This is a genomic window from Serratia sp. AKBS12, from assembly GCF_024793895.1.
In the GTDB taxonomy this organism is placed as follows: Bacteria; Pseudomonadota; Gammaproteobacteria; order Enterobacterales; family Enterobacteriaceae; genus Serratia_F.
Window position 1 is genome coordinate 1,181,697 of sequence record NZ_JANUSB010000015.1, and the last position, 12,805, is coordinate 1,194,501.

At 57.2% G+C, this 12,805-nt stretch carries 14 protein-coding genes; 8 read left to right on the forward strand and 6 right to left on the reverse strand.

The window, feature by feature from the left end; genetic code table 11:
* Positions 1–16: 16 nt before the first annotated feature.
* Genes sapF through sapA form a run of 5 tightly spaced genes read right to left on the reverse strand, consistent with a single transcriptional unit; the run spans position 17 to position 5,317 of the window.
* Complete coding sequence (gene sapF, locus NYE85_RS15470) at positions 17–829, reverse strand: putrescine export ABC transporter ATP-binding protein SapF (RefSeq protein WP_004962583.1); 813 nt, start codon at positions 827–829, stop codon at positions 17–19.
* A gap of 1 nt (position 830) precedes the next feature.
* On the reverse strand, positions 831–1,823 hold the full coding sequence (gene sapD, locus NYE85_RS15475) for a putrescine export ABC transporter ATP-binding protein SapD (protein ID WP_004962587.1): 993 nt from the start codon (positions 1,821–1,823) through the stop codon (positions 831–833).
* Positions 1,823–2,713, reverse strand: coding sequence for a putrescine export ABC transporter permease SapC (sapC, locus tag NYE85_RS15480; protein ID WP_259005623.1), 891 nt, complete (start codon positions 2,711–2,713; stop codon positions 1,823–1,825). Before sapC ends, sapD begins: the two co-directional genes overlap by 1 nt.
* The gene (gene sapB, locus NYE85_RS15485; RefSeq protein ID WP_259005624.1) at positions 2,700–3,665 is read right to left on the reverse strand and encodes a putrescine export ABC transporter permease SapB; all 966 of its coding nucleotides are present in this window, start codon (positions 3,663–3,665) and stop codon (positions 2,700–2,702) included. The genes sapC and sapB overlap by 14 nt, the downstream gene beginning before the upstream one ends.
* The gene (sapA, locus tag NYE85_RS15490) at positions 3,662–5,317 is read right to left on the reverse strand and encodes an ABC transporter substrate-binding protein SapA (protein ID WP_259005625.1); all 1,656 of its coding nucleotides are present in this window, start codon (positions 5,315–5,317) and stop codon (positions 3,662–3,664) included. The genes sapB and sapA overlap by 4 nt, the downstream gene beginning before the upstream one ends.
* Before the next feature lie 217 nt (positions 5,318–5,534).
* On the opposite strand from sapA, the gene folE2 reads away from it, so the two are divergent.
* Positions 5,535–6,464 carry a GTP cyclohydrolase FolE2 gene (gene folE2, locus NYE85_RS15495; protein ID WP_259005626.1) on the forward strand — a complete coding sequence of 310 codons (930 nt, stop codon included), beginning with the start codon at positions 5,535–5,537 and terminating at the stop codon, positions 6,462–6,464.
* Positions 6,454–7,014, forward strand: a complete 561-nt coding sequence (locus NYE85_RS15500; protein ID WP_259005627.1) for a carbonate dehydratase — start codon at positions 6,454–6,456, stop codon at positions 7,012–7,014. The genes folE2 and NYE85_RS15500 overlap by 11 nt, the downstream gene beginning before the upstream one ends.
* 270 nt (positions 7,015–7,284) lie before the next feature.
* Here the strand turns inward: NYE85_RS15500 and pspF are convergent, their stop codons facing one another.
* Positions 7,285–8,319, reverse strand: coding sequence for a phage shock protein operon transcriptional activator (pspF, locus tag NYE85_RS15505; protein ID WP_259005628.1), 1,035 nt, complete (start codon positions 8,317–8,319; stop codon positions 7,285–7,287).
* A 184-nt stretch (positions 8,320–8,503) separates the two neighbouring features.
* Between pspF and pspA the strand changes: the two genes are divergently transcribed.
* The 6 genes from pspA (at position 8,504) to NYE85_RS15535 (ending at position 12,685) form a co-directional block, all read left to right on the forward strand.
* Positions 8,504–9,169: a phage shock protein PspA gene (gene pspA / locus NYE85_RS15510; protein WP_259005629.1), complete on the forward strand. Its 666-nt coding sequence runs from the start codon at positions 8,504–8,506 to the stop codon at positions 9,167–9,169.
* Between the two features lie 60 nt (positions 9,170–9,229).
* A complete protein-coding gene (pspB, locus tag NYE85_RS15515) occupies positions 9,230–9,457 on the forward strand; it encodes an envelope stress response membrane protein PspB (protein ID WP_039992081.1) in 228 nt (75 codons plus the stop codon).
* On the forward strand, positions 9,457–9,816 hold the full coding sequence (gene pspC / locus NYE85_RS15520) for an envelope stress response membrane protein PspC (RefSeq protein WP_004962613.1): 360 nt from the start codon (positions 9,457–9,459) through the stop codon (positions 9,814–9,816). The genes pspB and pspC overlap by 1 nt, the downstream gene beginning before the upstream one ends.
* A gap of 90 nt (positions 9,817–9,906) precedes the next feature.
* Complete coding sequence (pspD, locus tag NYE85_RS15525) at positions 9,907–10,149, forward strand: phage shock protein PspD (protein ID WP_259005630.1); 243 nt, start codon at positions 9,907–9,909, stop codon at positions 10,147–10,149.
* A gap of 80 nt (positions 10,150–10,229) precedes the next feature.
* The gene (locus NYE85_RS15530; protein WP_259005631.1) at positions 10,230–11,627 is read left to right on the forward strand and encodes a YcjX family protein; all 1,398 of its coding nucleotides are present in this window, start codon (positions 10,230–10,232) and stop codon (positions 11,625–11,627) included.
* The gene (locus NYE85_RS15535; RefSeq protein WP_259005632.1) at positions 11,624–12,685 is read left to right on the forward strand and encodes a YcjF family protein; all 1,062 of its coding nucleotides are present in this window, start codon (positions 11,624–11,626) and stop codon (positions 12,683–12,685) included. Before NYE85_RS15530 ends, NYE85_RS15535 begins: the two co-directional genes overlap by 4 nt.
* The last annotated feature ends 120 nt before the right edge of the window (positions 12,686–12,805 follow it).

Consider the following 12,805-nt stretch of genomic DNA (forward strand, 5'->3'; position numbering starts at 1 on the left):
AGACAGCGCCGTGCGGCTAGAACTTACCGCCGTCACGCCGCCAGGCATCGGCGGTCAGCGCTTCGCCGAAATGGCTGGCAATCAGGCGGCGGGTGAGATCGTGCAGCGGGGCGGCCAGCACTTCGGCAGTACTGCCGCGCTCAACGATTTCACCTTCGTGCATTACCATCACCTGATCGCTGATGTGTTTCATCATGCCCAGATGCTGGGTTACATAGATGTAGGCGATGCCGTGTTTTTCCTGCAATTCGAGCATCAGATTGATGATTTGCGAACGCATCGACATATCCAGTGACGCCAGCGCTTCGTCGGCGACGATCACTTTCGGTTGCAGGATCAGCGCGCGTGCCAGCGCGACCCGCTGTTTTTGGCCAGAGGCCAGCATATGTGGATAATAATAGGCGTGATCCGGCAGCATGCCCACTTGGCGCAGCGTCTGGTTAATGCGTTGTTCACGCTCCGATGCTTCCAGATCGGTATTCAGGCGCAGCGGGGCGTCGAGCAACTGGCCGATGCGCTGGCGCGGATTGAGCGAGGTGCTGGGATCCTGGAAAATCATGCGTATGCGCTGGCTGCGATAGCGGTAATCGCCAAAGGCCAGCGGATGATCGTCGATCAGCAATTCTCCGGCGCTCGGCTCCACCATGCCAGACAGCATTTTCGCCAGCGTTGACTTGCCGGAGCCGTTTTCGCCGATGATGGCCAACGTCTGGCCCTCACGGAGGGTAAAGCTGACCGATTTAACCGCCTCGACGTGCTGACGACGGAACAGCCCGGTGCGATAGCGATAGGTCTTGCTCAGGTTACGCACTTCCAACAAGGTTTCCATGCTATTGCTCCTCCATGTTCAGCGGGAAATGGCAGGCAAAAAGATGGTTTTTCACCGGACGCAGGCGTGGAGTTTCGATGCATTTCTTTTGCGCGTAAGGGCAGCGCGGCCCCAAACGGCAACCGATCGGCAGGTGCTCCAGCGAGGGAATTGCCCCCGGCAGCGTGTTCAACCGGCTTTTGTGCGGCAGTGAACGACCAAAGTCAGGCATCGCGCGGATCAGCGCCTGAGTATAAGGGTGGTGCGGCGTCGCCAGCAAATCTTCGCATTGCGCACTTTCCACCGTTTGACCGCAGTACAGTACATTTACCCGATCGGCCCACTTGCTCATCATCTGCAAGTCATGGCTGATCAGCAAAATGGTCGTGTTGTTGTTTTGATTTAGCCGCGACAGCAGACGGAAAATCTGCGCCTGGGTGGTGGGCTCCATGGCGTTGGTCGGTTCGTCGGCAATCAATAACCGCGGCTGGTTGGCCAGCGCGATGGCAATCATCACCTTCTGGCATTCACCTTCGGTCAACTCGTAGGGGAAACTGCCCATAATGTCATCGTGATCCTTGATGCCGACGCGGTGCAGCAGTTCGATGGCGCGGCGCTTGCGCCAGTTGACGCGTTGCCACCAACGCCCCTTGAAGGTCCAGCCGGGGATCGCCTGCGCCAGCTGACGTCCGATGCTTTCGGACGGATCCAGACAGGACTGCGGTTCCTGAAAAATAATCGATACGTTATGGCCGACCAGGCGGCGTCGCTCACGTGGCGTTAATTGCAACAGGTCGATATCGTCAAAGCGGAAACGATCGGCGGTGACGCGCCAGTTGTCTTTGGTTACGCCGCAAATCGCTTTGGCGATCAGGCTTTTACCTGAGCCTGACTCACCGACCAAGCCACGGATTTCACCTTCGCTCAGCGTCATGCTTACGCGATCCACCGCCTTGACCGGCCCGTCGGCGGTCATAAATTCAATCGTCAGATTGCGGATATCGAGTAACGGCATTATTCCACTCCCGCATTGATTGCGCGGCGCATGCCGTCGCCCAATAGATTGGTCAGCAACACGCTCAGCATGATCGCCGCCCCCGGCAACATCACCGTCCAGGGCGCGACATACACCAGTTCCAACGAATCGCCGAGCATTGCACCCCATTCGGGCGAGGGTAACTGCGCGCCAAGATCGAGGAAACCAAGCGCGGCGATATCCAGGATCGCCATTGACAGCGCACGGGTAAATTCGGTCACCAGCACCGCGGCGATATTCGGCATCACCGCAAACCACAAAATCTGCAGCGTGGTGGCGCCGTCAAGGCGCGCTGCCACAACGTATTCTTTTTCCAGCTCGTCGTGTACCGCGCTGTAAATAGTGCGCACCATACGTGGCAACAGCGCCAGCCACACTGCCAGCATGGCGTGCTCGAGCTTGGGCCCGATAAATGCCACCACCACGATAGCCAGCAACAGCGACGGGATTGACAGCAGGGTGTCGAGAATATGGTTCAGCACCGCCGAGCGCAGGCCGCGCGTCACCCCGGCGAACACGCCGAGGATCACGCCGATAACGGCAGCGGCAAGGGTTACCAGCAGCGCCGAGCCATAGGTGGCGGCGGTGCCGGTCAGCAGGCGACTGAGAATGTCGCGGCCCAGATCGTCGGTACCAAGGAAGAACGATACGTTGCCGTAGCGCGACCATGACGGCGGCAGCAGCTGGTAGCCCAGGAATTGCTGATCAAGTGCATAAGGTGCCAGCAGGCTGCCGAACAGCGACAGCAGGATCAGCGCAATCACGCCGTAGAAGCCGATCATCGCCAGCGCATCACCATAAAAAATCCGCCAGGTGTAACGCAGCGGGCTGGGCATTTTCTTTTCACGGTATACGTTATCGAAGGGCATACCATTCCTTATGTTTCAGTGGGTTGGTTGCCGCACCGAGGATATCGGCCAGGACGTTGATGGTAATGACCAGCGTACCGACCAGCATCACCCCGGCAGAAATCGCCGCGTAGTCCTGCTGGCGGATGGCATTGATCAACCAGCGACCCAGTCCGGGCCAGCTGAACACCATTTCGGTGATCATCGCCAGCGTCAACATGGTGGAAAACTGTAATCCGAGCTTGGGAATGATTGGCGGCAGCGCATTGTGCAGCACGTGACGACGAATGATGGTAAAGCGCGACAGGCCGCGCGTCGCCGCCGCCTTGATGTAGTTCTGGCTGAAGACATCGTCGGTGCTGATACGCATCAGGCGTACCACTTCGGTGGTTGGCGCCACCGCCAGTGCTGCGATGGGCAAAACCATATGGCGCAGGGCGCTGGCGATCATCTCGGCACGGTAGGGAGAATCAGATAGCCAGGCGTCGATCAGCGCAAAGCCGGTGACGTGTTTCACCTGATACAGCAGATCGAAACGGCCGGATACCGGCAGCCAGCCCAGATGCAGCGAGAAGAACAGCATCATCAACAGCGCCAGCCAGAACACCGGCATGGAAAAGCCCAGCAGCGCAAAAGTGCTGATGGCGGTGTCTTGCCATTTACCACGCAACACGCCGGCGATGATGCCCAGCGGAATACCCACCAGCAATGCCAGGGTAAACGCCAGAATGCACAGTTCCATGGTGGCGGGGAAGACTTCGCTGAGCTGTTCGCTGATCGCCTGGCCGTTAATGCTGGACACGCCAAAATCCCAGTGCAGCAGACTGACGAAATAGAATTGATAGGCGTCCCACAGACCGGCGCCGTTGAGCGGCGCACGCGGGGTAAAATAGCTCAGGCTGAAGCTGACCAGCGTCAGCAGGAACAGCGTGATGACCAGCAGTAAAAAGCGACGTAGGGTAAAAATAATCACTTTTTCGTTCCCTCCGCGGCTTCCCGGTACACGCCGGCAAAGGACGCGTTACCGAACGGGCTCAATACCAGCCCTTTGATATCGTAACGGTAGGCCTGTAGACGGAGTGATGATGCCAACGGCAGCACCGGCAACTGTTGTTCCAGAATTTTTTGCGCCTTTTGATAGTTTTCGATGCGTTGTGCCAACTGCTGGGAAAGCAGGGCGTTTTGTAATACCTCGTCGAAGCCCGGATCACACCAGTGAGCATAGTTGGTTTGCGAGCGGATTGCCGCGCAGCTCAGCAGTGGCCGGAAGAAACTGTCCGGATCGTTACTGTCGGTGGCCCAGCCTGTCAGGGTAAGATCGTGATTCATTTCCATCAGCCGGGCTTCCTGGAAACGCCCCTCTACCGGCACGATGGTGACGTTAACCCCTACCTGAGCCAAGTCGGCCTGGATCAGTTCAGCGGTTTTCAGCGGGCTTGGGTTGTAAGACTGCGACGCGGTTGGCACCCACAGTTTGAGGTTCAGGTTTTCAATGCCTGCCTGCTTTAGCATTTGCCGCGATTTGGCCGGGTTGTATTCGGTAATGTGCGCTTCGTTGTCGTAGGCCCATGACGCACGAGGCAAAATCGACGCGGCGGTTTCGGCAGTACCGTAGTAAATCGACTGCATTAGTCGCTGGTTGTTGATCGCCAGTGAAATTGCCTGCCGTACCTTCAGATCGTTGAACGGCGGCTTGCGGGTATTGAATGCCAGATAGGCGATGTTCATGCCCGGACGCAGCGTCAGGCGCAACCGCGGATCGTCACGCAGGATAGACAACTGGCTGGCCGCCGGATAGGCCAGTACGTCGCATTCGCCGGTCAGCAGTTTCGACAATCGCCCGGTACCGCCGGCGCTCATGTCGATTACCACCTGCGCCATGCGCGGCTTGCCCTTCCAGTAGGCGTCATTGCGCGCCAGCCGGATGTATTGCCCGGAGCGGTATTCATTGAGCAGGAATGGCCCGGTACCGACCGGCTCGCGGTCGATCATTTCCTGCTTGCCGTCCTGCGACAGCTTATCGGCGTATTCGGCCGACAGCACCGGAGCATAGTGAGTGGCCAGATGCCACAGGAAGGAGGCGTCCGGCGCTTGCAAACGGATTTCGACGGTGTAGCTATCGAGCTTTTTCACGCTCTGCACCGAGTCGCCGAATTGCAGGCTGTCAAAGTAAGGGTATTCGCCGCCGTTGACATCATGGTAGGGGTGCTGCTGGTTAAAGACCCGCTGGAAGCTGAATACCACGTCGTCGGCATTCAGACGGCGCGTCGGGGTAAACCAGTCGGTGGTCTGGAACGATACATCCTTGCGCAGGTGAAAACGGTAGGTTGCGCCGTTGTCCAGCACCTCCCATCTTTGCGCCAGTTCGGGAATCAGACGGTAGGTGTATGGGTCAACGTCCAGTAAGCGATCGTACAGCTGGGCAGCCAGCGTATCGACCGTCAGGCCACTGCTGGCCATTTGCGGGTTGAAGGTGTTCAGTATGCCGCTGACGCAATAGACGAAACCATGTTGCCGAACGTCAGGTAGAGGCGCTGCGGCGGCAGTCGTTGATACCGGAGGGACAGCCGCAACGGCCGAGCCGCCAAGGCACAACGTCAATATCCAAAGGGGTAAACCACGCATAGAAGCTCATGGGTTAATAAGCAATAAGGTTAGTGTACCGTACTCTGACGATCTGCCCAATTCCTAGCATGCAATGACCGTATTTTTTGCCGATGGATTAAGCGCTTCGCTCGCTTGCAGGGGTGGCGTTGACCTGAACGGCAACAATGGATATGTTATAACATAACATAATCTTGTTGCGTTTTCGCTAAATCCACACTAATGAGTCAGAGGAAGCATGGAAAAAACAGATACATCCAACCTACCGCCATTGCCGGATGTACAGGCCTGGCGCGCTGAGCAGGGGCTGATTGGCCTGGATTGGGTCGGGATGCAGGGCATTGCATTGCCGTTGGAGCTGGCCGGGCGACCGCTGGCGGCGCAGATCGATGCCAGTATCAATCTGCGCGGTAGCCAGGACGGCGCGCGCGGAATCCATATGTCGCGCCTTTACGCCGCGCTGGATGGCCTGACCCAAGGGGAGTTGACGCCTCAGCGTATCGCCACCACCCTGAGAGAATTTTTGCACTCGCAGCCAGCGCATAGCGATCGTGCGCGGTTATCCATCAATGGCGAGCTGCTATTGTCACGCCCGGCGCTGGTCAGCGCGCAACGCGGCTGGAAAAGCTATCCGCTGTGTATTGAGGCGCAGCTGGCCACGGCGCCAAGGCTGACGCTGAAAGTCGGTGTGCCGTATTCATCAACCTGTCCCAGCTCTGCCGCGCTCAGCCGTCAGGCCGCACAACAACAGTTTTTGGTTGATTTTGACCTGGAGTCAACCAGCCTTGACCGCCAGAGGGTGGCTGAATGGTTGGGTGTGCACGGAATGCCGGCCACGCCGCACAGCCAGCGCAGCTGGGCCTGGGTAACGGTTGAGCTGTCGTGCGATGAGCCAATCTTACCGGTGGTCGAGCTGATCGAGCGCATCGAACACGCGTTGGGGACGCCGGTACAAACGCTGGTCAAGCGGCTGGACGAGCAGGCTTTCGCTCTGGCCAATGGCCACAACCTGATGTTTTGTGAAGATGCAGTGCGGCGGTTGTATGGCGCGCTGCGCGCATCCTGCCGTTATCGTGCTTGCCAGGTGATGGTTGAACATCAGGAGAGTCTGCATGCCCACAACGCGGTAGCGCAACTGAGCTGGCAGGAGGATGACGATGTTGCGTAAAAACCCCAGCGGCCATTTGCCACAGGTATCGCCAAAGGCTTATATCGATCCGACCGCCATTATCTGCGGGCGGGTGATGATTGGTGATTATGTTTATGTTGGTCCGTACGCGGTGATCCGTGCCGATGAGCTCAATCCCGACGGTGAGCTGGAACCGATCGTCATTGGTGCCCATTCCAACATTCAGGACGGGGTGGTGATTCATTCCAAGGGCGGGGCGGCGGTCACCATCGGCAGCTACAGCTCGATCGCCCACCGCGCCATTGTGCATGGTCCCTGTCGCATAGACGATCGGGTGTTTATCGGTTTCAATAGCGTGCTGTTCAATTGCCATGTGCGCAGCGGCTGCGTGGTGCGTTACAACGCGGTGGTAGACGGCGTGACGCTGCCGGAAAACCGTTATATCCCCTCAACCGAGCGCGTCGGTATCGACAGTGATTTATCGCGCTATGCGGCGGTGGACCGTGATGCGCTGCAATTTTCCGAAGAGGTGGCGGCCACCAATATCGCACTGGTGCGCGGTTACCAGGCACTACGCAATGAATTTTGATCTGCACTGGCTGGTCGCTAATTGCACAATATTAGTGTGGTAATGAGAAAAATTCTCAACAAATCGCTTTACAGATGATACTGAGAACCATTATCATCGCATGGCAGTTCACGGAAGGCCGCGCCTTGCGGCTCGACGTGGAAGGCACGACATTGCTCACATTGCTTCCAGTGTTTCTTAAGCCAGCTCGGGTGCTGGCTTTTTTTTTGTCTATCGCCGAGGTCTGTTGACCATTGCCCAGCCAACCACAACATGCCGCATTTCAGGCCGCTATTCACCCTCTGTCGGTGAGACGAAATGCTCTTCTTCGAGCCGATCGTTTTGCAGTAGCGCGTGTTTTTTTAACATACCGCGCAGCTGATGATAGGTCAGCCCCAACAGTTGTGCTGCCTTGCGTTGATTGAATCGCCCTTGCTGCAATGCAGATTCCAGCAGCTTTTTCTCCTGCTGATTCTGCCAGTTCTTCAAATCCAGTGGCAGGTCGGGCAACGTGTCGCCGTGTGGCGGGCGGGTGGTTGGCGAGGGGGCGACGTGCTGGGCAAAGGGATTGATGATGATCTCATCCAGCGCGCTGCTGCTGGTGCCATGTCGATATACTGAACGCTCTACCACGTTTTTGAGTTCGCGCACGTTGCCCGGCCAGGCGTAACTCATCAGCGTGTCACGGGCGCGTTCGGTAAAGCCGGGGAACAGCGCCAACGACAGCTCTCTGCACATCTGAATGGCAAAATGTTCAGCCAGCAGCATGATGTCCTGCTGACGTTGGCGCAGCGGCGGCAGTTGCACCACATCGAACGCCAGTCGATCGAGCAGATCGGCGCGGAACTTGCCAGCCGCCGCCAAAGCTGGCAAATCGTCGTTGGTGGCGCACACCAGCCGTACGTCGACCTGCAGTGGCTGGCTTCCACCGACGCGCTCCAGATGGCCGTATTCAATCACTCGCAGCAGCTTTTCCTGTACCAGCATTGGCGCCGTGGCCAACTCGTCCAGAAACAGCGTACCGCCGTCGGCGCGTTCAAAACGCCCGAGATGACGTTTTTGCGCGCCGGTGAAGGCGCCAGCCTCATGACCAAACAATTCGGAATCCAGCAGGTTTTCGTTCAGCGCCGCGCAATTTAGCGAAATGAACGGCCCTTGCCAGCGGTTGGAAAGATAATGCAGACGATGGGCGATCAGCTCCTTGCCGGTGCCACGTTCCCCTATCACCAATACCGGTTTATTCAACTTTGCCAGTTGTGAAACCTGCTCCAATACTTCAATAAACGCATTCGCTTCTCCCAACAGGTTTTCGATCTGCTCGCTCATGATGAAATTCGCCAATAGTTAGTGAGTATAATCACTTTACAGGATGCTGGTGCTGAGTCAAAAATAAATAGTTATTGATTTTCAATTACATAAAAGTTGGCACGCGTTTTGATTGTATCTCTGCGTAATCCGTTACCCCTAACGTGGCGCTTGAGACGCCATCGACACCAAGAGGAAGTAAATTATGGGCATTTTTTCTCGTTTTGCCGACATCGTGAACGCCAACATCAATACGCTGCTGGATAAGGCAGAAGATCCGCAAAAACTGGTGCGACTGATGATTCAGGAAATGGAAGACACTCTGGTAGAAGTGCGTTCCACTTCTGCGCGTGCGCTGGCGGAGAAAAAGCAGCTGCTGCGTCGCATTGAGCAGGGCGAAACCCAGCTTAACGACTGGCAGGAAAAAGCCGAACTGGCGCTGCGCAAGGACAAAGAAGATCTGGCCCGTGCGGCACTGATCGAAAAACAGAAGGTCGCCGATCTGATCGCCACCTTGACACAGGAAGTTGCCACCGTTGAAGAAACGCTGGCGCGCATGAAAAGCGAAATCGGCGAACTGGAAAACAAACTGACCGAAACACGCGCACGTCAGCAGGCGCTGACCTTGCGTCATCAGGCGGCATCTTCCTCGCGTGAAGTGCGTCGCCAATTGGACAGCGGTAAACTGGATGAGGCGATGGCGCGTTTTGAGCAGTTCGAACGCCGTATCGACCACATGGAAGCAGAAGCCGAAAGCATCAGCATCGGCAAAAAGAAATCGCTTGATCAGGAGTTCGCCGAACTGAAGGCTGATGATGCCATCAGCGAGCAACTGGCGGCGCTGAAAGCGAAAATGAATCGTTCAGAGTAATGCTCCAGCGGCCGCCGGTATGGCGGTCGCCGATCAAAGACGACATAAGAAGGAAAAAAAATGAGTGCTCTACTCCTTGCCATTCCGTTGACGATTTTTGTGCTGTTTGTCGCACCGATTTGGCTTTGGTTGCACTACAGCAATCGGCAGCAAAGTGGCATTCAGCTTAGCCATCAGGAAATGCAGCGTCTGGCGCAGTTGACCGACGATGCCAAACGCATGCGCGAACGCATCCAGGCGCTGGAAGAGATTCTCGATGCCGAACACCCGAACTGGAGACAGTCTTGATGAACAATACGCTGGGCAGTAAAAAACTGTATCGCGTGCCGGAAGAAGGCATGGTAAAGGGCGTCTGTGCCGGCCTGGCGCATTATTTCGACGTGCCGGTGCGCCTGATCCGCGTTATCGTGGTGCTGTCGATGATTTTCGGTCTGTTCTTCCTGACGCTCATCGCCTACTTTACGCTGGCCTTCTTGCTGGAAGACGCGCCGGCCAGCCGTTTCGACGGCGAGCATCAACGCACGCCGCGCCAGTTGCTTGACCGGCTGGAATACGAACTGGGCAGCGGTGAGCAACGCCTGCGTCAGGTTGAGCGCTACGTCACCTCCGATACCTTCGGCGTGCAAAGCCGTTTTCGCAAGCTATAACATCTTGCTCGTACCTTTCCGTACCGATCTGCGCAGCGCAGGTCGGGCATCTCGCCTGTTATCTCTTACTTTCTTGCCGGAGGGCACTCGATGAACAAAACTTCAGCTATTAATGGCCCAAAATCCGCCACGTTCAAGCGAGGAGCAGGTGCAATGTTGAAGACATTGTCTAAAGTCATCATCATAGGGTTAATGAGTTATGGGCCGGCGGGGGCAACCTCATGGCTGCTGAAGACCGTCAGCCGTAAACCGCTGCGTCTGCTATTGGCAGTGGTACTGGAGCCGTTGTTGCGCAAAGGGCTAAACAAGCTGTTCGGGCGTTATACCCGCTAGCGGCGAGCGTTGGCCCGCGGCGCTTGGCCAACCGGTAATGCTGCGCTTTGCAAGGTAAAAGGTATCTGCCAAGGAGAAGAATGAAACGTTTGCAAAATGAGTTAACCTCGCTGGTCAATCGCGGTATCGATCGTCATCTTCGCCTGGCGGTGACCGGCTTGAGCCGCAGCGGCAAAACGGCGTTCATCACGGCTTTCGTCAACCAATTGCTTCATGTGCACAGCGGTGCCCGCATGCCGCTGTTTTCACCGGTGCGCGAAGAACGGCTGCTGGGCGTGAAGCGCATTCCCCAGCGCGATCTGGGCATTCAGCGCTTTACCTATGACGAAGGGCTGGCACAGCTGTATGGCACGCCACCGAGCTGGCCGACGCCGACGCGCGGCGTCAGTGAAATCCGCCTGGCATTACGCTACCGCTCCAACGATTCGCTGTTGCGTCATTTTAAAGAGACCTCGACCCTGTATCTGGAAATCGTGGATTATCCGGGGGAATGGTTACTCGATCTGCCGATGCTGGAACAGGATTATCTGGCCTGGTCGCGGCAAATGACCGGCCTGTTGCAAGGCGACCGCGCCGAGTGGGCCAAGCCGTGGCTGGCGTTGTGCGACACCCTCGATCCTTTGGCACCGGCGGATGAAAACCGATTGGCGGCGATTGCGCAGGCCTACACCGATTATCTGCTGCGTTGCAAGACCGAAGGGCTGCATTTCATTCAGCCGGGCCGTTTTGTGCTGCCGGGCGATATGGCTGGCGCGCCGGCGTTGCAATTTTTCCCGTGGCCGAAGGTCGACGCCAACGGCGAATCTCGGCTGGCGCAGGCTGACAAACACACCAATATCGGCATGCTGCGCACGCGCTTTAACTATTACTGCCAGTCGATCGTCAAAAACTTTTATAAAGAGCATTTTTCCCGCTTCGATCGCCAGATCGTGCTGGTTGACTGTCTGCAACCGTTGAACAGCGGGCCACAGGCCTTCAACGATATGCGGCTGGCGCTGACGCAGCTGATGCAAAGTTTCCACTATGGCAAGCGCACGCTGTACCGTCGTCTGTTTTCCCCCACCATCGATAAACTGATGTTCGCCGCTACCAAAGCCGACCATATCACCGCCGATCAGCACGCCAATCTGGTGTCGCTGTTGCAGCAACTGGTGCAGGAAGCGTGGCAGAACGCCGCGTTTGAAGGCATCAGCATGGACTGCGTCGGACTGGCCTCGGTGCAGGCGACCGAAAGCGGCATCGTGGATCATCAGGGACAGCGCATTCCGGCGCTGAAGGGCAGTCGCCTGGTTGACGGTGCGCCACTGACGGTGTTCCCCGGCGAAGTGCCGGCGCGTTTGCCCGGCCCGGCCTTTTGGCATAATCAGGGGTTCCACTTTGACGAGTTTCGTCCGCAGGCGATGAGCGTGGACAGCCCGTTACCGCATATTCGTCTGGACGCGGTGATGGAGTTTTTGTTGGGAGATAAATTGCGATGAACGAACCGTTAAAACCGCGTATCGATTTTGAACAACCGCTGCAAGCGCCGCAAGAGCCGGTGCTGCGTGCCGGTATGTCCTTTGATCAACGCCAGGCGGAAAACTTCCTGCCGGTAGCGCAGGAGCTGGATGCGAGCGAAGAAGAAGGGCGGGCGGAAGGCATCATTAATGCGGCGTTGAAACCGAAGCGCAGCCTGTGGCGCAAAATGGTTACCGCCGGACTGGCGTTGTTCGGCGTCAGCGTGGTGGCACAGGGGGGGCAATGGCTGCACAACGCCTGGCTGCAGCAAGACTGGATTGCCCTCGGCGGTGGCATAGCGGGTGGGTTGATTGTCTGCGCCGGCGTTGGCTCGGTCGTGACCGAGTGGCGCCGCTTATACCGTTTGCGCCAGCGCGCGGAAGAACGCGACGTCGCGCGCGAGCTGCTGCACAGCCATGGCCTGGGCAAAGGGCGGGAATTTTGCGAGAAACTGGCGCGTCAGGCCGGTCTGGATCAGGGGCATCCGGCGTTGCAACGCTGGCAGGCGTCGCTGCATGAAACGCAGAACGACCGCGAAGTAGTGGCGCTATACGCCAAACTGGTGCAGCCGGTACTGGATAATCAGGCGCGCAGGGAAATCGGCCGTTCGGCGGCGGAATCAACGCTGATGATTGCCGTCAGTCCGTTGGCGCTGGTGGACATGGCGTTTATCGCCTGGCGCAATATACGGCTGATCAACCGCATTGCGGCGCTGTACGGTATCGAACTGGGTTACTTTAGCCGCTTGCGGCTGTTCAGACTGGTATTGTTGAACATTGCCTTTGCCGGCGCGTCGGAACTGGTACGTGAAGTGGGCATGGACTGGATGTCGCAAGACCTGGCGGCGCGGCTTTCAGCGCGAGCGGCGCAGGGCATTGGCGCTGGCTTGCTGACCGCGCGTCTCGGCATCAAGGCGATGGAGCTATGCCGTCCGCTTCCCTGGCTGGAGGGCGATAAACCAAAACTCGGGGATTTCCGTGGACAGTTGGTCAACCAACTGAAGGACACCATGAAGAACAACAGCAAGAAAGAAAAATAATCCTGCCGGCCGCATCGTTATCGATGCGGTCACCGTCGCCAAGGCGTAAGCCTCGCTTGACGAAAGCATTTCCCGCTATGCTTTGTTGATAATTATCCAAAAAATCCCTGCTGACTATGA

What these genes read in the sequence shown, in the direction of transcription:
- pspD (WP_259005630.1), top strand. Translation starts at nt 9,907, where the DNA reads ATGAACAAAACTTCAGCTATTAATGGCCCAAAATCCGCCACGTTCAAG.
- sapD (WP_004962587.1), bottom strand. Translation starts at nt 1,823, where the DNA reads ATGCCGTTACTCGATATCCGCAATCTGACGATTGAATTTATGACCGCC.
- NYE85_RS15530 (WP_259005631.1), top strand. Translation starts at nt 10,230, where the DNA reads ATGAAACGTTTGCAAAATGAGTTAACCTCGCTGGTCAATCGCGGTATC.
- NYE85_RS15500 (WP_259005627.1), top strand. Translation starts at nt 6,454, where the DNA reads ATGTTGCGTAAAAACCCCAGCGGCCATTTGCCACAGGTATCGCCAAAG.
- sapA (WP_259005625.1), bottom strand. Translation starts at nt 5,317, where the DNA reads ATGCGTGGTTTACCCCTTTGGATATTGACGTTGTGCCTTGGCGGCTCG.
- NYE85_RS15535 (WP_259005632.1), top strand. Translation starts at nt 11,624, where the DNA reads ATGAACGAACCGTTAAAACCGCGTATCGATTTTGAACAACCGCTGCAA.
- pspA (WP_259005629.1), top strand. Translation starts at nt 8,504, where the DNA reads ATGGGCATTTTTTCTCGTTTTGCCGACATCGTGAACGCCAACATCAAT.
- pspF (WP_259005628.1), bottom strand. Translation starts at nt 8,319, where the DNA reads ATGAGCGAGCAGATCGAAAACCTGTTGGGAGAAGCGAATGCGTTTATT.
- folE2 (WP_259005626.1), top strand. Translation starts at nt 5,535, where the DNA reads ATGGAAAAAACAGATACATCCAACCTACCGCCATTGCCGGATGTACAG.
- pspB (WP_039992081.1), top strand. Translation starts at nt 9,230, where the DNA reads ATGAGTGCTCTACTCCTTGCCATTCCGTTGACGATTTTTGTGCTGTTT.
- sapC (WP_259005623.1), bottom strand. Translation starts at nt 2,713, where the DNA reads ATGCCCTTCGATAACGTATACCGTGAAAAGAAAATGCCCAGCCCGCTG.
- sapF (WP_004962583.1), bottom strand. Translation starts at nt 829, where the DNA reads ATGGAAACCTTGTTGGAAGTGCGTAACCTGAGCAAGACCTATCGCTAT.
- pspC (WP_004962613.1), top strand. Translation starts at nt 9,457, where the DNA reads ATGAACAATACGCTGGGCAGTAAAAAACTGTATCGCGTGCCGGAAGAA.